Genomic DNA, 26,720 nt, shown 5'->3' on the forward strand with positions numbered 1-26,720 from the left:
GTCACTCTGCCGGTGCGGGACGGCGGCGCGCCAGCCTCCGACAGTTCCCGGTCCGTGATCGGTTGCACGCGACAACCTCGGGTAGCACCGACCCGGCACGTGGTCGGTGAAGGGGTCTCGGTGGCAGGAACGCAGCAGCAGACGGACGCGCACGCCCGCGAGGGGGGTGACGAGCAGCCGGACCCACGGCGCTGGAGGGCGCTGGCGGTGTGCCTCGTCGGCGGCTTCATGGTGCTGCTCGACGTCTCGATCGTGAACGTCGCGCTGCCCTCGATCCGCGAGGGCCTGCAGGCCTCGGAGAGCGAGCTGCAGTGGGTGGTCTCGGGCTACGCGCTCACCTTCGGGCTGCTGCTCGTCCCGGCCGGCCGGGTCGGTGACGTCAGGGGCCGGCGGACGATGTTCGTCACGGCGTTGGGCCTGTTCTCCCTGGCCTCGTTGGCGTGCGGGTTGGCGCCGACCAGCCTGACGCTGGTCGTCGCCCGGCTCGTGCAGGGCCTGGCCGGCGGCCTGCTCACGCCGCAGATCAGCGCGCTGATCCAGCAGCTGTTCCGCGGCCGCGAGCGGGGGACGGCGTTCGGCCTGTTCGGCACGGTCATCGGGGTGTCGACGGCTGTCGGGCCGCTCCTCGGCGGCGCGCTGATCGCCTTCTTCGGTCCGGACGACGGCTGGCGGTGGGTCTTCTTCATCAACCTGCCGATCGGTCTGGCCGCCATCCCGCTCGCGTGGAAGCTGCTGCCGAAGCCCGACCCGTCGCGCCGGCGGCACGACTACGACCCGCTCGGCGTCGTCCTGCTGGGCGCGGGGATCGTCGCGCTGCTGCTCCCGCTGGTGCAGGAGCGGCAGTGGGAGGGCCCCGCGAAGTGGCTGCTCGTCCCGGTGGCCGTCCTGCTGCTCGGGGCGTTCGTCGCGTGGGAGTTCCGCTACACCCGCCGGGGCAAGGAGCCGCTGGTCGACCTGGCGCTGTTCCGGCTCCGGTCGTGGTCGTTCGGCGCCTCGATGATCACGCTGTTCTTCGCCGGCTTCACCCCGCTGTTCTTCGTCTTCACGCTGTACCTGCAGACCGGTCTCGGCTACAGCGCGCTGGAGGCCGGGCTGGCCATCACGCCGTTCGCGGTCGGGTCGGCGGCGGCTGCGGCCGCCGGCGGCCGGGTGGTGCACCGGTTCGGCCGCTCACTGGTGGCCGTCGGGCTGCTGCTCGCCGCGCTCGGCTTCCTGGGGACGCTGCTGGCCGTGCACCTGGTCCCGGACAGCGGGACGGGGTGGGCCACCCTCGCCCCGCTGCTGGTGGGCGGTCTCGGGGCGGGGCTGGTCATCTCCCCGAACCAGGCGCTCACCCTCTCGGAGGTCCCGGTCGAACGGGCCGGGACGGCGGGTGGCCTGCTGCAGGTCGGCCAGCGGATCGGCGCGGCCGTCGGGATCGCGGCCGTGGGCTCGGTCTTCTTCGCCCAGGTCGCCGCCTCCCAGGGCGACTTCGCCAGTGCCTTCACCCACGGCATCCTCGTGGCGACCGGCTTCCTCGTCGCCGCGCTGGTGCTGGCGGTGGTGGACGTCCTGGTGGACCGGCGGATCCAGGCCCGGGCCGCCTGATCGCCCGGAACCGTCAGTGGTCGAACGTATGTTCCATCCATGCAACGGGCGTCCGGTACCTCCAGCTTCGAGGGCCTTCTCCTCGACTGGGTGCTGACCCGGCCGGAGCCCGACCCCCGACCACCCGTGTGGTCGCTGGACGACGAGGGCGTCGCCGTGGAACTCGCGCGCCTCGAGCGCAACCGAGCCAAGGAGACCGCCCGGGAGGCCGAACTGATCCTGCGGCTCGCGGAGTTGCGCCCCGACACCGACGACCCGGCGCGGGGCGCCCGGGGTGCGCGCAGCGGCGCCTGGCGGCGGAGCGGTCCCGAGTTCCCCGGGGTGAGCGAGTTCTTCCCCGACGAGGTCGCGCACGCCCTCAACCTCGGCCGTGGCACGGCCGCGTTCCGCGCGCGGCGCGCCTGGACCTGGCGGGAGAGCGTGCCGGCGACCTTCGCCGCGCTCCGTCGAGGGGAGATCGACGAGCGTCGGGCCGGAGTCCTCGCCGACGCGCTGCAGCACACGGCACCCGAGACGGCCAGGGCGGTCGAGGCCGCGCTGCTGCCGGAGGCGAGCGCCCTGTCGCTGACCCGTCTCGGAGCGCGGGCCCTGGAACTGCTGGCGGAGCTGGACGCCGAGGCGATCGACGTGCGCCACGAGGAGGCGCAGCGGGCCGCCGACGTGCGCTGCCACGACGCGGGCGACGGCATGGCGACGCTGGCCACGGACATGAGCGCCGACGAGGCGGCGGCCTGCTACGCCATGATCGACCAGCTCGCCACGATGGCGAAGGCCGAGGGCGATCCGCGCCCCATCGGCGAGATCCGCTCGGCGATCCACTCGATGCTCGTCCTGCGACCGGCTGACCACGATCTTCCCGGCGTCACCGTGAACCTGGCGGTCACCGCTTCGCTCGAAGGGCTGGAGGGTGCGTCGGCGCACGGCGGCGACGTCAACGGGCTCCCGATCACCGCCGCCCACCTGCGCGAACTGCTCCGCCGGCTCGGCGCGCTCGGCCTGACCACGCCGGAGGGTGGCTCGCTGATGTTCGCGATCACGGATCCGGACGGGCGCCTGCGGGCGACCCTCACCGCGGCCCAACTGGCCCGCCGGGCCGCGCAGGGCTGCGTCGAGCACCCGCTGGCGGACTGCGGCTGCGCGGTGCTCGACGCGCCGCCGGCGACCGACGGCTACGCGCCCACGGCAGCGCAGCAGCGGTTCGTGCGGACGCGTGACCGCCGCTGCCGGATGCCCAACTGCGGGCAGCGGGTCGGCTGGGCCGACCTCGACCACGTGGTCGCCCACGCCCGGGGTGGCTCGACCGGGTGCGCCAACCTCTGCTGCCTGTGCCGCTCCCATCACCGGCTGAAGACCTTCGCCCGCGGCTGGGCGTTCCACATGGACGCCGACGGGGTCCTCCACGTGACCAGCCCGTCCGGGGTCACCCGCACCACGAGGCCCCCGGGCCTGCGGCCACCCGATCCCGAGCCGCCGCCGGACGTCCCGGCCGATGACCCCCCACCGTTCTGACCGGCGGGCCGCCCCCCGATTCGAGCGCCGGTCGACCGGGTCCGTCGTGAGCGGTCAGCCGCGGTCGGTCGCCGCGGCTTCGTAGAAGGACATCTGCGGCTGGCCCACCACGAGCCCCGGTGCGACGCGGAGGAACTCCAGCGTGTGCGCGTGCGTCATGTGCGCGTCGAGCGCGGCCTGGTCGGCCCAGATCTCGATGCCGAGGATCCGGTCCGGGTCCTCGAGATCTGCGGCGAACGAGTACGCGACACAGCCGGGGTCGGTGCGGGTCGCGGAGGCGACTGCCCGCGCCGCCGCGACGAGCTCGTCGCGGCGCCCGGGCGCCGCGGTGGCGCTGCCGAGGACGATCAGCACGTCAGTCCTCGATCAGCGCGAGCTGCTTGTTGATCTCGCGCGGGTTGGAGTCGCCCGCCACCTTCTGCAGGAACGGCGTGTGGTCGAACACGAAGTCGCGGATCGGCCGCAGCGGCGCGGGTGCGTGGTGGAAGACCTTGCCCAGCATCCAGGCCATCTGGACCTGCTTGGCGGTGTGCGGCTTGCGCGGGTCCTCGTAGGACTGCAGCGCCCGGCGCACGGCAGCGAGGTCGGTGAGGTCGACCCCGCGCAGCGCGACCCCGAGGAAGTAGCCGTCCTCGATGGACATGCCGGCCCCGTAGGCGGCGTACGGGGACGTGGGGTGGGCGGCGTCGCCGACCAGCGTGGCGCGGCCCTTCGACCACTGCTTCAGCGCCGGCCGGTCCCGCAGCACCCACCGCTGCACGTCCTGCGGCTCGGTCGCGGCGATCAGCCCGGGCAGGGGTGCCGGGAACCCCTCGGCCAGCCCGGCCGCCGACGCCTTGAGGTCGGCCGGCGCCGGGGCGTCGGGGTCGGTGGAGGTGAGCACCCACCACTGGTGGCCGTCGCGACCCTTGTGCCGGATCGACGTCCAGCTGCCCTGGATCGTGCGGCCGTGCGTCAGGACGCACTTGTTCGGCACCGTGCCGGCGACGTCGGCGAAGGTGAAGCCACCGAAGATGTGCAGCCGGTGCTCGCGCTTGGGGGCGTCTCCCCAGAGGGTACGGCGGAGGAGGGAGTCGATGCCGTCGGCGCCGATCAGGACGTCGTGCTCGGCGGTGCTGCCGTCGGCGAAGTGCAGGGTGACGGCGCGCTCGTCCTGCTCGATCCGGTCCACCTGGGAGTCGAAGCGGATGGTCCCGTCGGGGATGGCGGCGAGCATCCGCTCGTACAGCTCCGGCCGCAGCAGCCCGATGAAGCCACCGCCGAAGGCCGCCTTCACGTCCTCGTCGAGCTTGACGTCGACCCGGACCCTGCCCTGCAGGTTGCGGAACTCCGAGTGCGTGGGGGCGCCGAGGTCCTCGGTGTCCACCCCGAGCGCGCGCAGCGCCTTCAGCGGCGGCGGCCACAGGTTGAGGATGTTCCCGGCCGGACGCGCCTCGCGGTAGCGCTCGTAGACGACGACGTCGTGGCCTGCCTTGATCGCGCCCAGCGCGGCGGCCATGCCGGCCGGTCCCGCGCCGAGGACGGCGACGCGGCCGCGGGAGGAGGGTGAGGAAGGGGTCACGAGGGCACCTCGAACTCGTCGGAAGAACAGTAGTCGACACTACAGTTATGTCTGAACTGTAGTGCTCGTCACTGTTCTGTCAAGCGTCCGGGAGGATGGGCACGTGGATGCCGAACTCGAGGTGCGACCGCCCAAGCAGCAGCGGAGCCGGGAGGCCTGGAACCGCGTGCTCGACGCCGGCGTGGCGCTGCTGGAGGACGGCGGCTACGACGCCTTCACGATCGCTGCTCTGTGCGAGCGGGCCGCCGTCGCGCCGACAGCCATCTACGCCCGCACCACGAGCAAGGACGCCCTCTTCCTCGCCGTCTACGAGCACGGCATCGCCAGGCTGAGGGCCGAGCAGGCTGTCTTCGCCGACGACGCCCGGTGGGCCGGTCTGGCACCCGCGGAGCTCGTGCGCGCGGCGGTCGAGGAGATGGTCGGCATCTCCCTGCGTCACCAGCGGTTCCTGGGGGCGATCGTGCTGCTCTCCGCCGCCCACCAGGAGGTGCAGCGGCGGGGTGACCGCTACGCGCGCGAGCTGGGCGACGGGTTCACCGCCGTGGTCCTGGGGGCGGCGGACGCGATCACGCACGTCGATGCGGAGGCCGCCGTCCGCGCGTGCTTCGGCACCGTCTTCGCGGCAGCCATGATCCGCGTCGCGTACGGCCCGGCCTTCGCCACGCCCACCCCGGTGGACGACGACGCGTTCGCCGCCCACCTGGGCGAGACGGCGGTGCGCTACCTGCTCGCACGCCCCTGACCGGCGGCTATCAGTTGACGACGTGCAGCTGGTCCAACCAGAGGAGCTGCCAGACGTTGCCGTCCGGGTCGGCGAAGCTCCCCGTGTAGCGGGCGCCTTCGTCGCGGGGCGACGACGTCGTCCGCCCGCCGGCAGACGTCGCCTTCGCCAGCAGATCGTCGACCTCGTCGCGGCTCCCCACGGTCAGGCACGGCAGCGCCGTGGGGCGCGTCGGGTCACCGGCCTGCGCGCCGGCGACGTCGGCGAACCGCTCGCGGGTCTGCAGCGTCACGACGATGGCGTCCTCGACGACGACCGACGCCGTCCGGTCGTCCGACGAGTGCTCGTTGATCCGGAAGCCGAGCGCCTCGTAGAACGCTCGGGCTCTGGGCAGGTCGTCGACCGGCAGGCTCAGGAAGAGCATCCGGCCGGTCACCGCGCGAGCTCGGCGAAGGTGTCCGCGACCCAGTCGGCGACGAAGGTGCTGACGTGCGGCAGGTGGTCCAGGCCGATGTGCTCGGTGGCGCCCTCCTCGGGCGTGAAGACCCGCAGCTCGCGCTTGGGGGAGTTGACCGCCTGCTCGTAGGACCGGTGCGCCATCGCCAGCGGGATCTGCCGGTCGTTCTCCCCGTGGGCGATCAGGAACGGCACGGTGATCTGCTCGACGACCCCCTCGAGGTTCACGTCGTCGGCGAAGTCGAGGAATGCGTCCAGGTTGTTCTCGTCCCCGTCCTTGCCCCACACCCAGAGGACGTGCGACCAGTAGTGGGGGACCGGGCGCTCGCCCTCGCGCTCCTTGCGGCGGCGCTGCACGGCGCCCCAGTCGTGGTTGGCGCCCCAGGCCACGCAGAGGGCGAAGCGCTTCTCGAACGCGGCGGCGCGCGGGGCGTAGTAGCCGCCCAGCGACCAGCCGACGATGCCGATGCGGGAGGTGTCGACGTCGTCGCGGGTCTCCAGGTAGTCGACGGCCGCGCCTGCCCAGACCTCGGTGTCGATCCGCGCGGTGAGGCCCTGCAGCCGCAGCGCCTCACCGGTGCCGGGCTGGTCGAGCATGAGGCAGGAGATGCCGCGGGCGGCGAGCTCCTCCCAGTGGCTCGAGCTGTACATGTGCTCCTTGGTGGAGTCCAGGCCGTTCACCAGGACGATCACCGGGTGGGGGCCCTCGCCCGGCGCCTGGCTGAAGTAGGCCGGCAGCGTCGTCCCCTCGTAGGGGACCGCCACCCGGCTCACCCGCGGGCTGTGCGTGTCGAACGCCTTCTGCGCGATCTCCAGCATCCGGCGGTAGGTCGGGAGCCGGTCGGGGTCGGAGTGCGACAGCATCCGCTCGGCCTGGGAGAGGTAGTTGCTGGCGCGGAAGTACAGCTGGCCGGCGGTCCGGACGTGGCCGGCCTTCTCCGCGTCCTCGGCCTGGGCGACCAGCTGGTCGGTCAGGGCGGTCCAGGCACGCAGGAAGTCCGGCGTGCCGGCGTCCTCGCCCGCATTGGCGGCGTCCTTGATCGGGCGGCAGGCGCGGTCCACCTCGTCGATGAGCCCACCGCTGTTCAGCGTCGCGACGACGCCGAGGTTCCAGGTGTAGGGGCCGGTGGGGAAGTACTCGAACACGGGTGGTTCCTCTCGCAGGGTGTTCAGGAAGCGGCGCGGACGGCGTCGCTGATCGACTTCACGCCGCCGTGGGCGGTCATGCCGCCGTCGACGGGGATCTCCGCGCCGGAGATGAAGGAGGCCTCGTCGCTGACGAGGAACAGCACCAACGGCGCCACCTCGTCGACGGTGCCGGTGCGGCCCAGCGGCGTCTCGGCGACGTTCGCCTCGCGGAACGCCGGTGCGGCGGACGCCGTCATCGGCGTCTCGATGTAGCCCGGGTGCACGGCGTTGACCCGGATGCCCCGGGGCCCGAGCTCCAGGCAGGCGGCCTTGGCGAGCCCGCGCAGGGCCCACTTGGACGCCGTGTAGGCCACCGGGAAATGGCCGGTCAGCGCGGCCACGGAGCCGACGACGACGACCGATCCACCGCCGGTCATGAGCGGCGTCAGCGCCTGGACCCCGTGCAGGGTGCCCGCGACGTTGACCTCGTTCACCCGCGCGAGGTCCGCCGCGCCCAGCTCGTCCAGCCGTGCCCGCCAGGTCACGCCGGCGTTGGCGACCAGCCCGTGCACGACGCCGAAGCGGGCCCGCAGGTCCTGGGCGAGCAACCCCCAGCCGACGGCGTCGGTGACGTCGAGCTGCCGGTACTCGACACCCGGCAGCTCCTCGGCGGGTCCGGGCGTGAGGTCGCAGGCGATCACCGTCGCACCCTCGGCGGCCAGGAGGCGCGCTTCGGCGGCGCCCTGACCCTGGCCGGCACCGGTGACGACGACGACCTTCCCGGCGACCCGGTTCATCGGGAGCGCGCCCGGGACCGCTTCCGGGCCGGCGGCACGGGCGGCAGGTCGAGCCCCTCGACGACGCGGTTGCGGATGGTGCCGAGGCCCTCGACGGTCATCTCGACGACGTCGCCGATCTGCAGCGGCGGGGGAGCGGCCTCGCCCCGGATGCCCCACAGCTCGGCGAGGCAGCCGCCGTTGCCGCAGGTGCCCGAGCCGAGCACGTCGCCTGCCCGCACCTCCGTGCCCCGGGAGGCGTAGGAGACGAGCTCCTCGAACGGCCAGCCCATGTTGGACAGCAGGTCCTGGCCGATCTCGACGTCGTTGACCGAGACCCGCATGTCGAGGGCGAGGAAGCCGTCGTCGTCACGGTAGGGCTCCAGCTCGTCGGCGGTGACCAGCCACGGGCCGAGCGTGGTCGCCGAGTCCTTGCCCTTGGCCGGGCCCAGCTTCACCGCCATCTCGCGGAACTGCAGGTCGCGGGCGGACCAGTCGTTGAGGATCGTGTAGCCGAAGACGTGGTCGCGGGCCTGCTCGGGGGTCAGCGAGGCACCGTCCCGGCCGACGACGACGGCGACCTCCAGCTCGAAGTCGAACTTCTGCGACCCCGGGGGCACCGGGACGTCGTCGTGTGCGCCGACCAGCGCGTAGGGGTTCGTGAAGTAGAAGGTCGGCGCCTGGTACCACTCCGGCGCGACGGCCTCGCCGCTCGGCGCCACCATGCCCTCGACGTGCTCCTCGAACGCGACGAAGTCGCGGACGGTCGGTGCCTCCAGCGGGGGCAGCAGCCGCACCGAGTCCACCGGCACGGCCGGACCCTCGAGCGCGGCGGTACCGGCCTCGAGCGCCGCCGGCAGCCCGGCGCGGACCAGGTCGAGGATCGTGCGGTCGTCGGGGAGTGCGTGCAGGCCGGCGGCTGATGCCACACCGGCCTGCACGCGGCCTCCGGACTCCCAGGTCGCGAACCGCATCAGACCGGGGGTGCGACGAACAGACCCTTGTCGGGGTCGTTGAACGACTTCTGCGCCACGAACTCGTTCATCGCGTTCGCCGTGCCCCACTGGTCGCTGACCTCGGGGTTGCTGATGTCGTACAGGTGCGGGTGCCAGGTGTCCTCGTCGAGGGTCTCCAGCTCCGTCGTGTACTCGACGGTGTTGCCGTGGGGGTCGAGGAAGTAGCTGAAGGTGTTGTTGCCCGCGAGGTGCCGGCCCGGGCCCCAGACCTTCTCGACGCCCGCCCGCAGCAGCCGGCCGGTGCCGCGCATGTACTCGTCGAGGCCGCGCATCTCGAAGGAGGCGTGGTGCAGCGAGGCGTGCGGGCCGCGGGCGATCGCCATGCTGTGGTGCCAGGCGTTGGTGCGGAGGAAATACATCATGTTGCCCATCCGGGGGTGCATGAGCGTGTCCGACAGCGAGAAGCTCAGGTGCTTGTCGTAAAACGCGACGGTGCCCTCGGGGTCGGTGGAGTTGAGCACGACGTGGGAGAGGCGGACCGGGATCGACTCGCCCTCCTCGATCGTGCGGTGCTCCCGCACGGCGACGTCGGAGCTGACCTCGATGGTGCGGCCCTCGTTGTCGAAGAACCGGAAGCCGTAGCCGCCACCGGGGGTCTGCAGGTCGGTCGGCTCGTGCACCAGCTGGACGCCGTCCGCGGCCAGCTGCCCGGCCAGGGTGTCGACGTCGGCGCGGTTCGCGGCGCCGAAGGAGATGAGGTCGATCCGCTTGTCGGTCGCCTCGCGCAGCCGCACGATGTACTGCTCCGGCGACCCCTCGGCGGCCAGGAAGGCCAGCCCGGTGTCGGTGTGCTCGGGGGTCAGGCCCCAGATGCCGGAGTAGAAGTCGAGCTGCTTGGCGAAGTCGGGCACGGCGAGGTCGACGTGCCGCAGGTGCGTGATCAGGCGCTGGGTCATGGTTTCTCTGGCTTTCAGGCGGGCTGGCTGGTGAGCATGGCGATGGAGCGCATCATCGAGGGGATGTCGCCCTGGACGTGGTCGAGCTGCCACTGGGCGAGCTGGTTGGACGCGTCGACGACGGTCTTGGCGCGCTGGTAGCGGCGGGCCATGAAGGCGTCCCACAGGTCCTGGTCGAGCACGTCCCGCTCGACGAGCAGCTCGGCGAGGACGACGGCGTCCTCCAGGGCCATGGCACCGCCCTGGGCGATGGTGGGCGGGCAGGTGTGCGCGGCGTCCCCGATGAGGACGACGCGGCCGCGGTTCCACGGCTCGTCGAGGACGTGCGTCTCGAACCACGTGTAGTTGACCCGCGACGGGTCGGTGAGCGTCTCGCGGATCTCGTCCCACGGCCCGTGGTAGGCCTGCGACAGCTCCTTCATGACGGCGAGCTGCTCGTCGGGGCTGAGGGCGCTGCGGTCCTGCGCGTCCTCGACGATGTAGGCGTAGAGCGAGTCCTCGCCGGTGGGGCAGTAGCCGGCGATGTAGGAGGGCCCGCCGTAGTAGAGGTCGGTCCGCGTCACGCTGGCCGGGCGCGGACCGAAGGCGCGCCAGATGCCCATGCCGACCGACTTCGTCTCCAGGTTCACGCCGAGCGCCCGGCGGGTCCACGAGCGGATGCCGTCCGCGCCGACGACGAGGTCGTAGCGGCCGGTGGAGTGGTCGGAGAACGTGACGTCGACGCCGTCGGCGTCCTGGCGCAGCTCGTTGTGCGTCGTGCCGAACCGGACCTTGACGCCGACCTCGGTGGCGCGGTCGACCAGGATGCGGGCCAGCTCCCGCCGCGGCATCCCCATGGCGGCGGGGAGGTCCGGTCCGCCGGTCTTGGCGTCGGGGATCTCGGCGACGACCGTGCCGTTCGGGTCGGGGGCGCGGATGCCGGTGACGTCGAAGGCGTAGCCCGCCGCCTGCACCTGGTCCCACACCCCGAGGGAGCGGAGCTCGCGCAGGGCGTTGCCCTGGAGCGTGATCCCGGAGCCCAGGGCGGCGACGTCGGGCTTGATGTCGACCAGGTCGACGCCGACCCCGGCCTTCGCGAGGTGGATCGCGGTCGCGGCGCCGGCGAGGCCGCCCCCCACGACGAGGACGTTGCTGACGGCAGGCATCGGTGCCTCCTACTTGACGGCGATGGGGTTGACCGGGGAGCCGACGGCTCCGGTGATGGGAAGGGGAGCGGCGGTGAGCCAGAAGTCGTAGCGGCCGTCCGCGGCGCAGTCGGCGGCCAGGGCGTCGAGGTCCCACATCTCGCCGATGGACAGCCCGATGTTGGGGATGGCGACCTGGTGCAGCGGCTGGAAGGCCACGTCGAACTCGTTGGGCCGGACCTCGAAGCCCCAGGTGTCGGTGGCGATGCCGGCGATCTCGGTGCCGTGCAGCCAGTCGGCGGTGGTGAAGGAGAGGCCGGGGGCGGCGCCGCCTGCGTAGTCGCCCCAGCCGCGTCCCTCGGCGATGTCGCGGCGGGCACGGGTGAGGCGACCGGTCCGGACCACGACGAGGTCGCCGCGGCCGACGCGCGACGACTCGCCCTGCGCGGCGATCGTGGCCTCGAGGTGCTCGGTGGTGATGGCGAAGCCGTCGGGCAGCTCGCCGTCGGTGCCGAGGGCCCGGCCGACGTCGAGGAGCACGCCGCGGCCGGCGATCAGCGAGGCGACGTGCTCGATGCCGGTGACCAGGTCGCCCTCGCTGGTGACGACGTCACCCGCGCGGCGCCCGTTCCAGGCGAAGCCGTGGTCGAAGATGTGCCCGAGGCCGTCCCACTGGGTCGAGCACTGCAGGGGCATGGCGATGACGTCGTCGGCGCCGCCGATGCCGTGCGGGAAGCCCTGGTTCCCGCGTTCGGCGTCCGTGCCGGTGTCGGTCATGGTGTGCACCGGGTTCGTGCGTCGCCGCCAGCCCTTCTGCGGGCCGTCGGTGTCGAAGGACTGCGACAGCGAGAAGCTGGCGCCCCGGCGGACCAGGGCCGCGCCCTCCACCCGCTTGGCGTCGTCGAGGAAGTTCATCGTCCCGATGACGTCGTCGGCGCCCCACCGGCCCCAGTTCGAGCATCGCTTCGCAGCAGCGGCGATGGCGCTCTCCGGATCCGTGCGGTCGAGCGGCTCAGGGGTCTCCTGCATGCCCCGACGGTGGCGCAGCCCACAGGGGTGAGGGAAGACGGAATGCCTGATGACTGGCATCAGCCCCGTCGATACGGTGGGCCTCGTGAACATCGCGAGCCTGGATCTCAACCTGCTCGTGTCCCTCGACGCGCTGCTCCAGCAGCGCAGCGTCACCCGCGCCGCGGCGCAGATGGGGCTCAGCCAGCCGGCCCTGTCGGCGTCGCTGGCCCGGCTGCGCCGGCACTTCGACGACGAGCTGCTCACCCGCGTCGGCAACGAGTACCGCCTCACCCCGCTGGCCGTGCAGCTCAAGGAGCTCGCGCGGATCGCGCTGTCGGGCGTCGAGCGGGTGTTCACCGCCCAACCGGAGTTCGACCCGGCCTCCTCGACGCGTGAGTTCACCCTGCTCGTCAGCGACTACGTCACCGCGATCCTCGGCGACACGGTGGCGGCGCTGCTGGCCGAGGAGGCTCCGCACACGAGCCTGCGGCTGTCCACGCACTCACCGGCGGTCGTCGACCGTGCCGAGCAGGCGCTGCTGTCGGCCGACCTCCTGTTCCTGCCTCCGGGGTTCCTCACCGGCCTCTCCCGTCGCGACCTGTACCGCGACGAGTGGGTCTGCGTGGTGGCTGCGGACAACCCGGTGGCGGACGTGGGCCTCACGGTCGAGGACCTGGAGACCCTTCCGTGGGTGGCCACCTACCACGGGCCGACGGCGTCGACCCCGGCCGCGCGCCAGATGCGGATGCTCGGCATCGAACCCCGGGTGCAGGTCGTCAACGAGAACTTCCTGACCGTGCCCACGCTCATCGCCGGCAGCGACCGGATCGCGCTGCTGCAGCGCCGCCTGGTCGACCAGCTGCCGCTCAACGCGGGGATCCGCGCGCTCCCGGTCCCGTTCGACGCCGGTCCGCTCATCGAGTCGATGTGGTGGCACCCCGTCTACGACGACGATCCCGAGCACGCGTACCTCCGCGACCTCGTGGCCCGCGCCGCCGAGCTCGCCGTGGGGCGGCCGGAGGGTATCGACCTGGTTGATGAGGGCCAGTAGAAGAAGTGATTTCCGCTCGGCACTCTCCGTGCTGACACTTCACGGCCAGTGATGCCGGTCACCGGGACCGGCACGTCGCTGTCAACGGAGACGCCCGTGTCGGAGAACGTCCTGAGCCCTGAGCGACCGGCGGAGGAACCCCTCGCCGGTGAGGTCGCCGTCGACCCCGCCACCGGCCGGCCCGCCGGCCGCGCGCAGGCGCTGGTGCTGCTCTTCTCCAGCTGCCTCGCCGTCCTCGGGGCCGTGCTGCTCGCCCCCGTCCTGCCGCGCATCGAGGACGCCTTCGAGGGCACGCCCGGGGTCGAGGCGCTCACCCCGATCGTGCTCACCGCACCGGCCCTCGTGATCGGCCTGACCGCGATGGTGGCCGGTCGCATCGTCGACCGGCTGGGTCGCAAGCGGCTGCTGGTCGGGTCGCTCGTCGTCTACGCCTTCGTCGGCACGGCCCCGCTCTGGCTGCCCTCGCTGCAGCTCGTCGTCGCCAGCCGCGTGCTGCTCGGGCTCACCGAGGCCGCGATCATGACCTGCTGCACGACGCTCCTGGCCGACTACTTCCACGGCTCCCAGCGCGAGAAGTACTTCGGCCTGCAGGTCGTCTTCACCACCGTCGCGGCGACGATCTTCCTCGGGGTCGGCGGCGCCCTGGGCGCGCAGAACTGGCGCACCCCCTTCTGGCTGTACGTGGTCAGCCTCCCGCTCGCCTTCCTCGCGGCCCGCTACGTCTGGCAGCCCGCCCCGCGGGCGCAGGCCGCCGCCCGCACCCAGAAGCTCCCGCCCCTGCCGTGGTCGCGGATCGCCGCTCCGATCGGCGTCAGCCTCGTCGGCGGCCTGGTCTTCTACGTCCTCATCGTGGAGCTCTCGTTCAAGCTCGACGACATCGGTGTGGAGTCGACGGCGGTCATCGGCGCGGCCAGCGCCATCGCCTCCCTCGGCACCGCGGTCGGCGGGTTCCTCTTCGGGCGCCTGGCCAAGCAGGGCCCGGCCGTGCTGGTGCCGCTCGCGTTCGGCCTGTCCGGCGTGGGCATCGTCGGGATGGGGCTGGCGTCGGCGGTGCCGGTCGTGGTCGTCTTCGCCGTCGTCACCGGGTTCGGCAACGGCCTGCTGCTGCCCTCCCTGCTCACCTGGGCCCTGGGCTCGCTCAGCTTCGAGCAGCGCGGCCGCGGCACCGGCATCTGGACGTCGGCCTTCTTCGTCGGCCAGTTCTTCACCCCGCTGGTGGTCCTCGGGCTCACCGACGCCATCGGTGGCCTGGGGGCGGCCATGGTCGCCCTCGGCGTCGTCGGTGTGGTCGCCGCCGTCGTCGTCCGCGCCCTGCGTCCGACCCAGGACGCCGACCCGGCGCTCGCCCACTGAGCGGAGGCCGGGCCGGGACCCCGAGGTCCCGGCCCGGCCGTCAGGACCCGGCGAGCCAGGAGAGCAGGCGGCCGCGCGACCAGCAGCGGCCGAGCACCTCGATCCGCGGCGCCGGCCCGCCGAGCAGCGCCAGCCCGACGATGCTGTGCCCCGAGGCGGGGCGGTCACCGAGCGTCGGCACCGACGGCGCCACGCCGACACCCTCGGCCGACACCCACGCCACCGGTCGCTCCGCCGCCACCTCCTCGAGCCGGCGCAGGAAGCGCTGTCGTCCCTCCCGCGGGAGGGCCGACAGCGCCCACGTCGTGGTGACGACGGGGAGTGCGCCGGCAGGGACGCGGGCGACGGCCTCGGGAAGGACGTCGTCGACCTCGCCACGCACGATCACCGGAGGGGCCGACGCGGCCAGGGCGAGCTCGGCCGCCAGTCGCGCGGCCCGCTCCGCGTGGTCGGGTGGCACGCAGGCGCGCAGCCACCGGACGTCGTCCGGGTCGGTCACGTCCACCGGATGGGGACCGACGGCGATCCGGGCGACCAGGTGCGGCAGCGGCCCGGTGGGGACCGGGCGATCCCCGACCACCGTCGCCGCGATCTGCACGGCCGACGACGGGTCACCCACCGCCGGTCCGTCGCCGTACCTGATGGCGACCCGGTCGAGCTGCAGGTTCAGCCCGGGCGCCCCGCCGACGTCGACCAGCCCGACCGACGCGGCGCCCAGCCGGCGCGCGGCCTCGGCGACCGCCGGGTGGAGGACGGCGCAGCGCGCGGTGTCGACGGTCTGCGGCAGCCGCCGCGCGACGAGGGCCGCGACCGCACCCGCCATCCCCACCAGCGCGTCGACCCCGGCGCGGGCAGCGGCGTCGCCGTCCCCCTCCGCGAGGGCCGCGGCGAGCGCGGGTGCCGTCCCCCCGAGGGCGAGGTCGTGCAGCGCAGCGAGCACGACCGCCGGCTGCCGCCGACGCGCCGGCAGCGCACCGACCGCCCGCATCGCCGCCTCGGACCCGCTCAGGGCCGCCGCGACGCGGCCGGACAGCGGCGACCCACCGTCGGCCTGCTGCTCGGCGAAGCGGCGGTACGCCTCGGCCAGGGTTCGCACGCCCGAGTATCGCGTCTGGTCCGGCGCTGCCCGGGTACCGCCCGGGGCATGGATGCGAAGAGAGTGGGAGAGGCCGGTCTGCAGGGCTGGCGGGCGAAGGTCGCCGAAGCGGTGGCGACCCCGGTGGCCCGGCGGTCGGGGCTCGCCGACGACCAGGTGCGCGCGGCGATCGGGGCGCTGTTCCTGGCGCTGTCGGTCGTCTACGTCGTCAACGCGGTCAGGCAGCTGGCCGGCGGCCGCTGAGCCGGGCCCGACCGTCCCCCAGGAGGCGCCCGACGGCGCGCGTTTCGTGCAGCGAGGACAGCCCGAACGTGCAGGAAGCGTCCGTGTGCCCGGCCGCACACTCGGGTGGCCCGTGACCGGTCCTACCCGCAGGAGACGTCGTGCACCGTCGCACCTCCCCCTGGGGGCCCCTCCGGGGCCTCGCCCTCGCGTCAGCCGGCGTGCTCGCCCTCACCTCCTGCGGCGGGAGCCTCGGCGACGAGGACGACGGTGGTGGTGACGGCGGCGAGACCCTGGTCATCGGGTACGTGACCCCGCAGACCGGAGCGCTGGCGCCGTTCGGCGAGGCCGACGCGTTCGTCGTCGACCAGATGACCGACTACTTCGCGGAGAACCCCGTGGAGCTCGGCGGCACCAGCTACGACGTGGAGATCGTCGTCAAGGACACGCAGTCGGACTCCCGGCGGGCCGGTGAGGTGGCCGGCGAGCTGATCAACGACGACGGCGCCGACCTCATCCTCGCCGCGTCGACCCCGGACACCGTCAACCCGGTCGCCGACCAGTGCGAGGCCAACGGCGTCCCGTGCATCACCACCGTGGCGCCGTGGCAGCCCTTCTTCTTCGGCCGCGGCGGCACCGAGGACGAGGCCTTCGACTGGACCTACCACTTCTTCTGGGGGCTCGAGGACGTCGAGGCCGTCTACCAGGACATGTGGGGCCAGGTCACCACGAACCAGCAGGTCGGTGCCCTGTGGCCCAACGACCCGGACGGGAACGCCTGGAGCGGCGACTTCCCGACGGCGGTCGAGCCGAACGGGTACACCATCACCGACCCGGGGCTGTACGAGAACGGCACCCAGGACTTCTCCGCCCAGATCGCGGCCTTCCAGGGCGCCGGCGCGCAGATCCTCGCCGGAGTCCCCATCCCGCCGGACTTCGCCACCTTCTGGCAGCAGGCCCAGCAGCAGGGCTTCCGGCCCGTGATCGCCACCGTCGCCAAGGCCATCCTCTTCCCGTCCGCGGTGGAGGCGATCGGCCCGTCCGCCGACGGCCTGAGCACCGAGGTGTGGTGGAGCCCCCAGCACCCCTTCACCAGCTCGCTCACCGACCAGAGCGCCCAGGAGCTGGCCGACGCGTTCGAGGAGGAGACGGGGCAGCAGTGGACGCAGCCGATCGGTTTCGTGCACGCCCTCTTCGAGGTGGCCGTGGCGGCCCTCGACGAGGCGGGCAGCACCGACCCGCAGGCGGTCGCCGACGCGCTCGCCGGGCTGCAGGTCTCCACGATCGTCGGTGATCTCGACTGGACGTCCGGCCCGGTGCCGAACGTCGCCAAGACCCCGCTCGTGGGCGGGCAGTGGCGGGCGACCGAGGGCGGGGACCACCCCTTCGACCTGGTGATCGTCAGCAACAGCGAGGCCCCCGACATCCCGGCCGCCGGCACGGTGGAGCCGCTGGGCTGATGACCGCACCCCTGCTCGAGGTCGCCGGGGTCGGCAAGCGGTTCGGCCGTCTGTCGGTCCTGGACGACGTCTCCTTCTCCATCGCTCCGGGCGAGGCCTTCGGCATCGTCGGCCCGAACGGCGCAGGCAAGTCGACGCTGCTCAACGTGGTCAACGGCGTGCTCCGCCCGGACGCGGGCTCGGTGCGGTTCGACGGCGCGGACGTCACCCGGGCCGGCGCGGCGGCCCGCTGCCGCGCCGGCATCGGCCGCAGCTACCAGATCCCGCGGCCGTTCGGCGGGATGACGGTCTTCGAGAACGCGCTCGTCGCGGCCTCGTTCGGCGGTGGCCACACCGGGCGAGCCGCCGCCGAGTGCGCCTACCGGGCCCTCGAGACCGCCGGCCTGGCCGCGTCCGCCGACACCCCCGCGGGCTCCCTGCGGCTGCTGGACCGCAAGCGCCTGGAGCTCGCGCGGGCCCTGGCCACCGAGCCGCGGCTGGTGCTGCTCGACGAGATCGCCGGAGGGCTCAGCGAGGCGGAGCTGCCCGCACTCGTGGAGACCGTCCGGGGGCTGGGGGCCGCGGGTGTCGCAGTGGTCTGGATCGAGCACGTCGTGCACGCACTCGTCGCCGTCGTCACCCGGCTGATGTGCCTGACCTACGGGCGGGTGCTGGCGGTCGGCGATCCGCACGAGGTGCTCGCCGACCCCCAGGTGATCGAGGTCTACCTGGGCTCGACGATCGCCGGCGACGACCCCGTGGTGGAGGACGTGTGAGCGGCGCACCGCTCCTGGAGGTGGAGGACGCCGTCGTCGCCTACGGCGACGTGCCCGCCCTGCGCGGCCTCACCGTCCGGGTCGACGAGGGCGAGACGCTGGCGGTCATCGGCGCCAACGGGGCCGGCAAGTCCACGCTGCTCAAGACCGTGGCCGGCCTGCTCCGGCCGGTGTCCGGCGACGTCCGGCTGGACGGCGCCTCGCTGGCCGCGGTGCCGGCGCACGTGCGCGTCGCCCGGGGCATCGCGATGTCCCCGGAGGGCAGGCGGCTGTTCCCGAGCCTGACGGTCGAGGAGAACCTGAAGGTCGGGGCGCACGCCCGCCGGACGGGGCCCTGGGACCTCGCCGCGGTCTTCGCGCTGTTCCCCCTGGTGGAGGAGCGCCGTGCGCGGCCGGCCGCCAACCTCTCCGGCGGAGAGCAGCAGGCGGTCGCCATCGGCCGGGCACTCATGGCCAACCCCCGGCTCCTGCTGCTCGACGAGGTGTCCCTCGGCCTGGCACCGGTCGTGGTCGCGCAGCTGTACGCGGCCCTGCCCCGGATCACCGAGCAGGGCACGACCGTCCTCGTCGTCGAGCAGGACGTGCACCAGGCGCTCGCCGTCGCCGACCGCGTGCAGTGCCTGCTCGAGGGCCGCACCGCCCTCGAGGCGGCGGCGGACGAGGTCGACCGCGGCCGCCTGACGGCGGCCTACTTCGGGGTGGGGGAGCGATGAGCTGGCTGAACGCCGTCGTGCAGGGGGTGCTGCTCGGCGGGCTGTACGCGCTGGTCGCGGCGGGGCTGTCCCTCGTCTTCGGCGTCATGCGCATCGTCAACCTGGCGCACGGCGTGCTCGCGGTCGGCGCGGCCTACCTCTCCCTGCTGGTCACCGAGCAGCTGGGCTGGCACCCCTTCCTCACCCTCCTGCTCGTCGTGCCGGTGATGGCGCTGGTCGGCTACGCGCTGCAGCGGGGGCTGCTCGACCGGGCCCTGCAGGGCGGTGAGCTCGCCCCGCTGCTGGTGACCTTCGGCCTCGCCGTCGTGCTGCAGAACCTGCTCCTGGAGCAGTTCTCCGCCGACTCCCAGCGGCTGCCCGTGGGGGAGCTCGCCACCGCCAGCATCCGGATCACCGACGGGCTCTCGATCGGCTGGTTCCCCCTCCTCGCCGCGCTGGTGGGTGTCCTCGTCATCGCCGGCCTGGGGCAGTTCCTCGCCCGGACGCGCACCGGACGGGCGATGCGGGCCACCAGCGACGACCAGGAGGCGGCCCGCCTGATGGGCATCGACAACCGCCGCCTCTACGCCGTCGCCACGGCCATCGCGCTGGGGACGGTGGCGATCGCCGGCGTCTTCCTCGGCGCACGGACCACGTTCGACCCCGGGTCCGGGGCGACGACGCTGATCTTCGCCTTCGAGGCCGTGGTCATCGGCGGGCTCGGCTCGCTGTGGGGCACGCTGCTCGGCGGCGTCGTCCTCGGGGTGGCGCAGAACGTCGGCGCCGCCATCGATCCCGCCTACGGGATCCTGGCCGGCCACCTGGTCTTCCTGGTGATCCTGGCCAGCCGCCCTCGCGGCCTGCTGCCCGCGGCGGTGGCGCGGTGACCGCGCTCCGGCCCCGCGCGGCGGGGACCGCCGGCGACGACGGCGGCGCAGGGGGGCGGCTGCGGGTGCGGCGCAGCGGCCCGGCGGCCTGGATCGGCGGGGCGGTGCTGGTGCTCGTCGTGGGCGTGCTCGCCTACGTCCCCTTCCTCTCCTCGCGCGGCACGCAGATCGACCTGGTCGGGCTGTTCTCGCTCGTCGTGCTCGGGACCATGTGGAACCTGCTGGCCGGCTACGGCGGCATGGTGTCGATCGGCCAGCAGGCGTGGATCGGCCTCGGCGGCTACGGCCTCGTCCACCTCGCCCAGAACCTCGGGGTTGACCCCTTCCTCGCCATCCCGCTGGCCGCGCTCTTCTGCGGTCTGCTGGCCTGGGCGACGTCGTTCCTCGCGTTCCGGTTGTCCGGCGGGTACTTCGCGATCGGCACCTGGGTGATCGCCGAGGTCGTGCGGCTGGTGGTCACCCAGGTGGATGCCGTGGGTGCCGGCTCGGGGGCGTCGCTGACGGCGTTCAGCGGGATCGAGCCGGTGTACCGCATCGCGTACGTGTACTGGGTGGCGCTGGGGACCGCCGTGGTCGTCGTCCTGGCCGTCTACCTGCTCATGCGCTCCCGGCTCGGGCTGGCGCTGACCGCGATCCGGGACGAGCCCACCGCGGCGTCGTCGTCGGGCGTCCGGGTGACCGGCGCGAAGCGGCTCGTCTTCGTGCTCGCCGCCGTCGGCTGCGGTCTGGCCGGGGCCCTGGTGGTCGCCAACACGCTGCGCGTCCAGCCCGCGTCGATCTTCAGCGTCGACTACTCCGCCACGATGATCTTCGTCGTCGTCATCGGTGGGCTCGGCACGATCGAGGGACCCATCCTGGGGGCCGTCGTCTACTACCTCCTCCAGGACACCCTGGCCGACCTCGGCAACTGGTACCTGGTCGTCGTCGGCCTCGTCGCGATCGCGATCACGCTGCTGGCGCCCAAGGGGCTGTGGGGGCTGACGCGCGGCCGGGTGCAGGTCTTCCCGACCGGTCACCGGGTGGGCGGGTGAGCCCGTTCGGGCGACACCCGGACACGTTCGCCTGAATCGCACGCCGGATCGGGCCGGATCCGCCGGATACTCTGTGGTCCGCGTCACGCGAGCACCCCACCGGCTGCCCAGAGGAACTGTCCGTGTCGACTGAACTAGGGCTCCTGCACACCAACGGCATCCTGCGGCAGCCGTGGGTGACGCCGGAGCGGACCAGCGCCGGCCTCGGGTGGGACAAGCAGTACCTGTCGGTGCAGCGCGAGCGCCCCTACCGCGAGTCGTTCGCGGCTGCCGGCACGCACATGGTGATCCTGCACCTGGACGGACCGGTGACCGTCCGGCGCGGTCAGGGCCGGGCCAGCCGGTCGCGGGAGGTACCGGCCGGCGGCCTGTTCATCCAGCCGGCCGGCCGCGAGCTGACCGTCGAGCTCGGCGGCCCGCTGCACACGGTGCACCTCTACCTGAGCGACGAAGTGCTCCAGGACGCCGGTGGTGGAGACCGGCGGGTGGAGCTGGCGGAGGAGCTGGGCACCAGCGACGGGCTGCTGGAGCAGCTCGTGCTCTCCATGGACGAGACGCTGCGCGGCTGGGAGCCGACGGCCCGCACCTACGTGGACCAGCTGGGCAGCATGGTCGCCGCCCAGCTCGTGCGCCGGCACGGGGCCGGGAGATCCGGGTCCGACGACGGGGACGACCGCTCGGCCGGTGGCCTGGGCGACCGCCAGTTCGCCGCGGTGCGGGCGCTGATGCAGGAGCGCCTCGCCGAGCCGGTGCCCCTCGCCGAGCTCGCCGCGAGCGCCGGCCTGAGCGTCAGCCAGTTCAGCCGGCAGTTCAAGGCGCGCACGGGCCTGGCGCCGCACCGGTACCTCCTCGGCCTGCGCGTCGACCAGGCCTGCCGGCTGCTGCGCACCGACCCTGCGCCGATCGCCGAGGTGGCCGTGCGCTGCGGGTTCTCCCACCAGGAGCACCTCACCCGGGTGATGCGCGCCCACCTGGACACGACGCCCGGAGCTCTGCGGCGCGGCTCCTGACCGCACCGGCGCGCGTTTCGTGCAGCGAAGACGGCCGGAACATGCAGGAGCTCCACGCGTGCCACCGCGCACACTCGGGTCACTTGTGACCCGAGCACCAGGGAGAGCCACCTCATGGCAGACCTCGACACCGACGTCCTCGTCGTCGGCAGCGGACCGGCAGGGTCCTCGGCGGCGCTGGCGCTGGCGACCTACGGCGTCCGGACGACGGTCATCACCAAGTACGGCCGGCTGGCCGACACGCCGCGGGCGCACATCACCAACCAGCGCACGATGGAGGCGCTCCGCGACCTGGGGGTCGAGGAGGAGGTGATGGCCGAGGCCACGCCGCAGGAGCTCATGGGCAACCTCGTCTACTGCACGTCGATCGCCGGCGAGGAGCTCGGCCGGCTGCACAGCTGGGGCACCCGGCCCGACCGGTTCGCCGATTACTCGGCGGCCAGCCCGTCCCGGATGTGCGACATGCCGCAGGACCTGATGGAACCGGTGCTGCTGCACAACGCGCAGTCCCGCGGCGCGAAGGTCCGGTTCGACACCGAGTACCTCTCTCTCCAGCAGGACGACGACGGCGTCACCGTCCGGGTGCGCGACCGCCTGCGCGGCGACGAGTACGACATCCGGGCCCGGTACGTCGTCGGCGCCGACGGCGGCCGCAGCCAGATCGCCGAGGACATCGGCCTGCCGCTGCACGGGCAGATGGGGGTCGGCGGCAGCATCAACATCGTCTTCGAGGCCGACCTGTCCCACCTGGTCGCCGACCGGCCCTCGGTCCTGTACTGGGTGCTCCAGCCCGGCGCGGACGTCGGCGGCATCGGCGCCGGCCTGGTCCGCATGGTCCGGCCCTGGCACAAGTGGCTGATCGTCTGGGGCTACGACATCAACGGCCCGGCCCCCGACCTCACCGAGGAGTACGCGCTCTCCATCGTGCACAAGCTCGTCGGCGACGACTCGGTGAAGGTGTCGATCACCTCCAGCTCGGCCTGGACGGTCAACCACATGTCCGCCGAGCGCTACTCCGCCGGACGGGTCTTCTGCGCCGGCGACGCCGTCCACCGGCACCCGCCGTCGAACGGGCTGGGCTCCAACACCTCGATCCAGGACTCCTACAACCTGGCGTGGAAGCTGGCGATGGTGGTCAAGGGCCAGGCCGGTCCCGGCCTGCTCGAGAGCTACTCGGCCGAGCGCGCACCGGTGGGCAAGCAGATCGTCGACCGGGCCAACCAGAGCATCGGCGACACCGCCCGGATCTTCGACGCGCTCGGCCTGCTGAACACCGCCGACCCCGAGCTGATGGTCGAGCACATGGCCGCCCGCAAGGAGGCGACGCCCGAGGCGGAGAAGCAGCGGGCCGCCCTCCGCGAGGCGATCGCGTTCAAGGACTACGAGTTCAACTGCCACGGCGTGGAGATGGACCAGCGGTACGTGTCGACGGCGGTCGTGCCCGACGGCGCCCTGCCGGAGCAGCCGGAGCGCGACCCGGAGCTCTACTCGCACGCGACCTCGCGACCGGGCGCCAAGCTGCCGCACGCCTGGCTGACCACCGACCACCGCCGGCAGGTCTCCACGCTCGACCTCGGCGGGCAGGGGCGCTTCACCGTCCTCACCGGCATCGGCGGGGACGCGTGGGTCCGTGCCGCGTCGGTGGTGGGGGAGCGGCTGGGCGTCGACGTCGCCGCCGTCGTCATCGGTCCGGGCCAGGAGTACGAGGACCTGTACGGCGACTGGGCGCGGGTCCGCGGCATCTCCGACGGCGGCGTCCTGCTGGTGCGCCCGGACAACTACGTGGCCTTCCGCCAGGCCGGCCCCGCCTCGGCGGCCGACGCCGAGGCGCAGCTGGAGCAGGCCCTGCGCACGGTGCTGGACCGGGTGGGACGCGCGTGAGCGACCGCGAGCTGTTCACCGAGGAGCGTTCGGGCGAGGTCGTCGCCGCGAGCTTCGACGCCACCCCGGACCCGCGGCTCCGGCAGGTGCTGACCTCGCTGGTCGGCCACCTGCACGCGTTCGTCAAGGACGTGGAGCTGACCGAGGACGAGTGGGGCGTCGCGATCGACTTCCTCACCCGCACGGGGCACATGAGCGACGACGTCCGGCAGGAGTTCATCCTGCTGTCCGACGTCCTCGGCATCTCCATGCTCGTGGAGACGATCAACCACCGGACCGGGGGGACGTCGACGGAGTCGACGGTGCTCGGCCCGTTCCACATGGTGGAGTCGCCGCCGCGGGAGCTCGGCGACGACATCGCGCTGGACGGCAAGGGCACGCCGTGCCTGGTGTCGGGCCGCGTCACCGGTCCGGACGGCGAGCCGCTGGCCGGCGCGTCGGTCGACGTCTGGCAGACCAACGAGGACGGGTTCTACGACGTGCAGCAGCCCGGCATCCAGCCGCCGGGGAACCTGCGCGGGCTGTTCACCGCCGACGCCGACGGCCGGTTCTGGTTCCGGTCGGTGGTGCCGCGCTACTACCCGATCCCCGACGACGGCCCCGTCGGGCAGCTGCTGGCCGCCACCGGGCGGCACCCGAACCGGCCGGCGCACCTGCACTTCATCGTCGCGTCGCCGGGCTACCGGCCGGTGACCACGCACGTCTTCGTCGCCGACAGCCCGTACCTGGACTCCGACGCCGTCTTCGGGGTCAAGGAGAGCCTGATCCGTGACGTGCCCGAAATCGACGACCCCGCCCGGGCGGCCGAGGTGGGTCTGGCCAACCCGTTCCGGACGCTGACCTTCGACCTCTCCCTGCTGCGGCAGGACCAGGTCGCCTCGTGATCGTGCCGTTCACCTACCAGGCGCTGCCGATGCGCGTGGTCTTCGGCGCGGGCTCGGTGGCGAAACTGCCGGACGAGGTCGCCGCGCTCGGGCTGCACCGGGTGCTCGTCGTCTGCTCGCCGGAGCAGGAGGGCACCGGCCGGCAGGTGGCCGCTGCGCTAGGGGACACCGCCGCCGGGGTGCTCGCCGAGGCCCGCATGCACGTGCCGGTCGAGGTGGCGCACAGGGCCCGCGACGTCGCGCGGGAGTCCGGCGCCGACGGCGTGGTCGCCGTCGGCGGCGGGTCCGCGGTGGGGCTGGGCAAGGCGATCGCCCTCGAGCACGGGCTGCCGGTGATCGCGGTGCCGACCACCTACGCCGGCTCGGAGATGACCCCGGTGTGGGGCCTGACCGAGGGCGGGCAGAAGCGGACCGGCCGCGACGTGCGGGTGCTGCCGAGGAGCGTCGTGTACGACGCGGAGCTGACGCTCACCCTCCCGGGGCAGCTGTCGGCCACCAGCGGGATGAACGCGATCGCCCACGCCGTCGAGGGGCTCTACGCCCCGGACGCGACGCCGATCATCTCCCTCATGGCGGAGGAGGGGACCCGGGCACTCGCCGCTGCCCTCCCTCGGGTGGTCGCCGACGGGAGCGACCTCGAGGGCCGCGGCGAGGCGCAGTACGGCGCGTGGCTGTGCGGCGCCGTGCTGGCGGCGACGACGATGTCGCTGCACCACAAGCTGTGCCACACCCTCGGCGGCACCCTCGACCTGCCGCACGCGCCGACGCACACCGTCGTGCTGCCGCACGCCCTCGCCTACAACCAGCCGGCGGCGCCGGCCGCCGTCGCAGCTCTCTCCCGGGCCCTCGGCGGGGTCGACGACCCGGCCCGGGAGCTGTGGGAGCTGGCCGGCCGCCTCGGCGCCCCCCGGTCCCTGGCCGAGCTGGGCATGGCCGAGGCGGACATCCCGCGCATCGCCGAGCTCGCGGTGGCCAGTCCGTACGCCAACCCGCGGCCGGTCACCCGCGAGGGCGTCGAGGCCCTGCTGCGCGCCGCATGGGCGGGGGTGCCTCCGGGCGGAGGGACGCCCTGACCTCTGCTGCCGGTTCCGCGTGCCGCGGTCACCGTCCCGGGTAGGAGCACGGCGTGGCGCACCCCGAGAACCCCCGCGAGGGGAGCATCCGGCTGGCCGACGGCCGGACGCTGGCCTACGCCGAGCACGGCGACCCCGACGGGTGGCCGGTCCTCGGCTGCCACGGGTCGCCGAGCTCCCGGCTGGAGCGGCACGTCGAGGACCCGGCCGACTACCGGCGCTGGGGCGTGCGGCTCGTCGTCCCCGACCGGCCGGGCTTCGGGCTCTCCGACCCGCAGCCCGGCCGCCGGGTCATGGACTGGCCGGACGACGTCGCGCAGCTGCTCGACCACCTCGGGATCGACCGGTTCGCCGCCCTGAGCCTGTCCGGCGGCGCTGCCTACGCGCTGGCCTGCGCCCACGTCTTCGGCGACCGGGTGCGTGCTGTCGGCGTCCTGGGCGGAGCCCCGCCGCCCGACGTCCCGTGGCCGTGGCCGCGCTGGGTGCCCGACCGCGTCCGGTCGGCCGTCCACCGGCCCACCCGCGCGGCGGAGCTGCTGCAGCCGTTGCTCGCACCCGTCGCCCTGCGCCCGGCGCTGCTCCCGCGCTACCTGCAGCTGCGGCTCAACGCGGCCGACCGGCGGGTGCTCGGCCGGCCCGCGGTCCGCGAGGTCATGGGCGCGGCGTTCGAGGAGGGGCTGCGCAACGGGTCGTCGGCGCTGACCGTCGACCGGGCGCTGCTCTTCCGTCCCTGGGGGTTCCCGGTCTCCGCGGTGCGGCAGCGGGTGCACATCTGGCACGGCACGCAGGACTGGATGGTGCCGGTGTCCCTCGGCCAGGTGCTCAGCCGGATGCTCCCGGACTGCACGGCGCGGTGGTTCTCCGGGGAAGGGCACTTCCTCGTGTTCGACCACGCCGAGGAGGTGTACGCCACGCTCCGGCCCTGACGGCGTGTGCTTGGCTGACGGCCGCTCGCAGCCGGCCAGAAGGGATCCCCATGTCCATCCTCTCCAGCTTCGCCGAGGCGCTGTCCACCGGAGGGATCGAGGTGGTGGACCTGACGGCGCCGCTGTCGTCGGACACCCCGGTGATCGCCCTCCCGGAGCAGTTCGCCCAGACGGCCCCGTTCCAGCTGGAGGAGCTCAGCCGCTACGACGACCGCGGACCGGCCTGGTACTGGAACAACTTCCGGACCGGCGAGCACACCGGCACCCACTTCGACGCGCCCAACCACTGGGTCACCGGGCAGGACGGGGATGACGTCGCCTCGGTCCCGCCGGGGCGGTTCATCGCCCCCGCCGTCGTCCTCGACTTCTCGGCCGAGGCCGCCGAGGACCCCGACTTCCTCCTCGAGGTCGAGCACGTCCGTGCCTGGGAGGCCGAGCACGGCCCGCTGCCGGACGGCGGCTGGCTGCTGTTCCGCACCGGGTGGGCGGCCCGGTCGGCGTCGCAGCAGGAGTTCCTCAACGCCGAGCTCGTCGAGCCCCGCCTGCAGCGCCCGGCCACGCCGCGCGACCTCGCGGTAGGTCACGTCCCCGAGCGAGGGCGCCGGCTGGGTCGG

General features: G+C 73.4%; 27 protein-coding genes. 17 read left to right on the forward strand and 10 right to left on the reverse strand.

Going from position 1 to position 26,720, the window contains the following annotated elements; genetic code table 11:
• Positions 1 to 120 precede the first annotated feature (120 nt).
• Together DCS98_RS21750 and DCS98_RS21755 are read left to right on the forward strand one after the other, a co-directional pair.
• Positions 121 to 1,587: an MFS transporter gene (locus DCS98_RS21750; protein ID WP_116453597.1), complete on the forward strand. Its 1,467-nt coding sequence runs from the start codon at positions 121 to 123 to the stop codon at positions 1,585 to 1,587.
• Between the two features lie 39 nt (positions 1,588 to 1,626).
• Positions 1,627 to 3,096: an HNH endonuclease signature motif containing protein gene (locus DCS98_RS21755; RefSeq protein WP_116453578.1), complete on the forward strand. Its 1,470-nt coding sequence runs from the start codon at positions 1,627 to 1,629 to the stop codon at positions 3,094 to 3,096.
• 54 nt (positions 3,097 to 3,150) lie between these two features.
• Here DCS98_RS21755 and DCS98_RS21760 read toward each other — a convergent pair whose 3' ends face one another.
• The gene (locus DCS98_RS21760; RefSeq protein ID WP_116453579.1) at positions 3,151 to 3,450 is read right to left on the reverse strand and encodes a putative quinol monooxygenase; all 300 of its coding nucleotides are present in this window, start codon (positions 3,448 to 3,450) and stop codon (positions 3,151 to 3,153) included.
• Between the two features lies 1 nt (position 3,451).
• The gene (locus DCS98_RS21765) at positions 3,452 to 4,657 is read right to left on the reverse strand and encodes an FAD-dependent oxidoreductase (protein ID WP_241038570.1); all 1,206 of its coding nucleotides are present in this window, start codon (positions 4,655 to 4,657) and stop codon (positions 3,452 to 3,454) included.
• A gap of 103 nt (positions 4,658 to 4,760) precedes the next feature.
• Here DCS98_RS21765 and DCS98_RS21770 point away from each other — a divergent pair, with 103 nt between their 5' ends.
• The gene (locus tag DCS98_RS21770; protein ID WP_116453580.1) at positions 4,761 to 5,399 is read left to right on the forward strand and encodes a TetR/AcrR family transcriptional regulator; all 639 of its coding nucleotides are present in this window, start codon (positions 4,761 to 4,763) and stop codon (positions 5,397 to 5,399) included.
• Positions 5,400 to 5,409: 10 nt separating this feature from the next.
• On the opposite strand, the gene DCS98_RS21775 is transcribed toward DCS98_RS21770, so the two are convergent.
• Genes DCS98_RS21775 through DCS98_RS21805 form a run of 7 tightly spaced genes read right to left on the reverse strand, consistent with a single transcriptional unit; the run spans position 5,410 to position 11,803 of the window.
• A complete protein-coding gene (locus DCS98_RS21775; protein ID WP_116453599.1) occupies positions 5,410 to 5,802 on the reverse strand; it encodes a VOC family protein in 393 nt (130 codons plus the stop codon).
• Positions 5,803 to 5,810: 8 nt separating this feature from the next.
• Positions 5,811 to 6,980, reverse strand: coding sequence for an alpha/beta hydrolase family protein (locus DCS98_RS21780; protein WP_116453581.1), 1,170 nt, complete (start codon positions 6,978 to 6,980; stop codon positions 5,811 to 5,813).
• Positions 6,981 to 7,003: 23 nt separating this feature from the next.
• Positions 7,004 to 7,759: an SDR family NAD(P)-dependent oxidoreductase gene (locus DCS98_RS21785; RefSeq protein ID WP_116453582.1), complete on the reverse strand. Its 756-nt coding sequence runs from the start codon at positions 7,757 to 7,759 to the stop codon at positions 7,004 to 7,006.
• On the reverse strand, positions 7,756 to 8,712 hold the full coding sequence (locus DCS98_RS21790) for a fumarylacetoacetate hydrolase family protein (protein ID WP_116453583.1): 957 nt from the start codon (positions 8,710 to 8,712) through the stop codon (positions 7,756 to 7,758). The genes DCS98_RS21785 and DCS98_RS21790 overlap by 4 nt, the downstream gene beginning before the upstream one ends.
• Entirely contained in the window at positions 8,712 to 9,650 is a 939-nt protein-coding gene (locus DCS98_RS21795; RefSeq protein ID WP_116453584.1) for a VOC family protein, read from the reverse strand. Before DCS98_RS21795 ends, DCS98_RS21790 begins: the two co-directional genes overlap by 1 nt.
• A gap of 14 nt (positions 9,651 to 9,664) precedes the next feature.
• Positions 9,665 to 10,795 carry an FAD-dependent monooxygenase gene (locus tag DCS98_RS21800; protein WP_116453585.1) on the reverse strand — a complete coding sequence of 377 codons (1,131 nt, stop codon included), beginning with the start codon at positions 10,793 to 10,795 and terminating at the stop codon, positions 9,665 to 9,667.
• A gap of 9 nt (positions 10,796 to 10,804) precedes the next feature.
• Positions 10,805 to 11,803, reverse strand: a complete 999-nt coding sequence (locus tag DCS98_RS21805) for a cyclase family protein (RefSeq protein WP_116453586.1) — start codon at positions 11,801 to 11,803, stop codon at positions 10,805 to 10,807.
• Between the two features lie 85 nt (positions 11,804 to 11,888).
• On the opposite strand from DCS98_RS21805, the gene DCS98_RS21810 reads away from it, so the two are divergent.
• Complete coding sequence (locus DCS98_RS21810) at positions 11,889 to 12,836, forward strand: LysR family transcriptional regulator (protein ID WP_116453600.1); 948 nt, start codon at positions 11,889 to 11,891, stop codon at positions 12,834 to 12,836.
• 96 nt (positions 12,837 to 12,932) lie between these two features.
• Positions 12,933 to 14,189: an MFS transporter gene (locus DCS98_RS21815; protein WP_206340393.1), complete on the forward strand. Its 1,257-nt coding sequence runs from the start codon at positions 12,933 to 12,935 to the stop codon at positions 14,187 to 14,189.
• 40 nt (positions 14,190 to 14,229) lie between these two features.
• Here the strand turns inward: DCS98_RS21815 and DCS98_RS21820 are convergent, their stop codons facing one another.
• Complete coding sequence (locus DCS98_RS21820; RefSeq protein ID WP_206340394.1) at positions 14,230 to 15,285, reverse strand: DUF2332 domain-containing protein; 1,056 nt, start codon at positions 15,283 to 15,285, stop codon at positions 14,230 to 14,232.
• A 48-nt stretch (positions 15,286 to 15,333) separates the two neighbouring features.
• On the opposite strand from DCS98_RS21820, the gene DCS98_RS21825 reads away from it, so the two are divergent.
• The 12 genes from DCS98_RS21825 to DCS98_RS21880 all read left to right on the forward strand — a co-directional run.
• Complete coding sequence (locus DCS98_RS21825; RefSeq protein ID WP_116453603.1) at positions 15,334 to 15,528, forward strand: hypothetical protein; 195 nt, start codon at positions 15,334 to 15,336, stop codon at positions 15,526 to 15,528.
• A 140-nt stretch (positions 15,529 to 15,668) separates the two neighbouring features.
• On the forward strand, positions 15,669 to 16,967 hold the full coding sequence (locus DCS98_RS21830; protein ID WP_116453587.1) for an ABC transporter substrate-binding protein: 1,299 nt from the start codon (positions 15,669 to 15,671) through the stop codon (positions 16,965 to 16,967).
• On the forward strand, positions 16,967 to 17,722 hold the full coding sequence (locus tag DCS98_RS21835; RefSeq protein ID WP_116453588.1) for an ABC transporter ATP-binding protein: 756 nt from the start codon (positions 16,967 to 16,969) through the stop codon (positions 17,720 to 17,722). The genes DCS98_RS21830 and DCS98_RS21835 overlap by 1 nt, the downstream gene beginning before the upstream one ends.
• Positions 17,719 to 18,435 (forward strand): ABC transporter ATP-binding protein, encoded by a 717-nt coding sequence (locus tag DCS98_RS21840; RefSeq protein ID WP_206340395.1) that lies wholly within the window; start codon positions 17,719 to 17,721, stop codon positions 18,433 to 18,435. Before DCS98_RS21835 ends, DCS98_RS21840 begins: the two co-directional genes overlap by 4 nt.
• Positions 18,432 to 19,301, forward strand: a complete 870-nt coding sequence (locus DCS98_RS21845) for a branched-chain amino acid ABC transporter permease (protein WP_116453589.1) — start codon at positions 18,432 to 18,434, stop codon at positions 19,299 to 19,301. Before DCS98_RS21840 ends, DCS98_RS21845 begins: the two co-directional genes overlap by 4 nt.
• Entirely contained in the window at positions 19,298 to 20,332 is a 1,035-nt protein-coding gene (locus DCS98_RS21850) for a branched-chain amino acid ABC transporter permease (protein WP_116453590.1), read from the forward strand. Before DCS98_RS21845 ends, DCS98_RS21850 begins: the two co-directional genes overlap by 4 nt.
• Positions 20,333 to 20,454: 122 nt before the next feature.
• Positions 20,455 to 21,342, forward strand: coding sequence for an AraC family transcriptional regulator (locus DCS98_RS21855; RefSeq protein WP_206340396.1), 888 nt, complete (start codon positions 20,455 to 20,457; stop codon positions 21,340 to 21,342).
• A 114-nt stretch (positions 21,343 to 21,456) separates the two neighbouring features.
• Positions 21,457 to 23,223, forward strand: coding sequence for an FAD-dependent oxidoreductase (locus DCS98_RS21860; RefSeq protein ID WP_116453591.1), 1,767 nt, complete (start codon positions 21,457 to 21,459; stop codon positions 23,221 to 23,223).
• Positions 23,220 to 24,107 carry an intradiol ring-cleavage dioxygenase gene (locus DCS98_RS21865; RefSeq protein ID WP_116453592.1) on the forward strand — a complete coding sequence of 296 codons (888 nt, stop codon included), beginning with the start codon at positions 23,220 to 23,222 and terminating at the stop codon, positions 24,105 to 24,107. Before DCS98_RS21860 ends, DCS98_RS21865 begins: the two co-directional genes overlap by 4 nt.
• Positions 24,104 to 25,180 carry a maleylacetate reductase gene (locus DCS98_RS21870; protein ID WP_206340397.1) on the forward strand — a complete coding sequence of 359 codons (1,077 nt, stop codon included), beginning with the start codon at positions 24,104 to 24,106 and terminating at the stop codon, positions 25,178 to 25,180. Before DCS98_RS21865 ends, DCS98_RS21870 begins: the two co-directional genes overlap by 4 nt.
• A gap of 53 nt (positions 25,181 to 25,233) precedes the next feature.
• Positions 25,234 to 26,106: an alpha/beta fold hydrolase gene (locus DCS98_RS21875; RefSeq protein ID WP_116453593.1), complete on the forward strand. Its 873-nt coding sequence runs from the start codon at positions 25,234 to 25,236 to the stop codon at positions 26,104 to 26,106.
• A 50-nt stretch (positions 26,107 to 26,156) separates the two neighbouring features.
• Positions 26,157 to 26,720 (forward strand): cyclase family protein (locus DCS98_RS21880; RefSeq protein ID WP_164704712.1); only part of this gene is annotated, 564 nt, incomplete at its 3' end.

This window comes from Blastococcus litoris, from assembly GCF_003075095.1.
In the GTDB taxonomy this organism is placed as follows: Bacteria; Actinomycetota; Actinomycetes; order Mycobacteriales; family Geodermatophilaceae; genus Blastococcus_B; species Blastococcus_B litoris.

Coding starts and splice junctions, on each gene's coding strand:
- DCS98_RS21755 (WP_116453578.1), top strand. CDS start 1,627: ATGCAACGGGCGTCCGGTACCTCCAGCTTCGAGGGCCTTCTCCTCGAC.
- DCS98_RS21775 (WP_116453599.1), bottom strand. CDS start 5,802: ATGCTCTTCCTGAGCCTGCCGGTCGACGACCTGCCCAGAGCCCGAGCG.
- DCS98_RS21785 (WP_116453582.1), bottom strand. CDS start 7,759: ATGAACCGGGTCGCCGGGAAGGTCGTCGTCGTCACCGGTGCCGGCCAG.
- DCS98_RS21790 (WP_116453583.1), bottom strand. CDS start 8,712: ATGCGGTTCGCGACCTGGGAGTCCGGAGGCCGCGTGCAGGCCGGTGTG.
- DCS98_RS21795 (WP_116453584.1), bottom strand. CDS start 9,650: ATGACCCAGCGCCTGATCACGCACCTGCGGCACGTCGACCTCGCCGTG.
- DCS98_RS21800 (WP_116453585.1), bottom strand. CDS start 10,795: ATGCCTGCCGTCAGCAACGTCCTCGTCGTGGGGGGCGGCCTCGCCGGC.
- DCS98_RS21805 (WP_116453586.1), bottom strand. CDS start 11,803: ATGCAGGAGACCCCTGAGCCGCTCGACCGCACGGATCCGGAGAGCGCC.
- DCS98_RS21825 (WP_116453603.1), top strand. CDS start 15,334: ATGGATGCGAAGAGAGTGGGAGAGGCCGGTCTGCAGGGCTGGCGGGCG.
- DCS98_RS21835 (WP_116453588.1), top strand. CDS start 16,967: ATGACCGCACCCCTGCTCGAGGTCGCCGGGGTCGGCAAGCGGTTCGGC.
- DCS98_RS21845 (WP_116453589.1), top strand. CDS start 18,432: ATGAGCTGGCTGAACGCCGTCGTGCAGGGGGTGCTGCTCGGCGGGCTG.
- DCS98_RS21860 (WP_116453591.1), top strand. CDS start 21,457: ATGGCAGACCTCGACACCGACGTCCTCGTCGTCGGCAGCGGACCGGCA.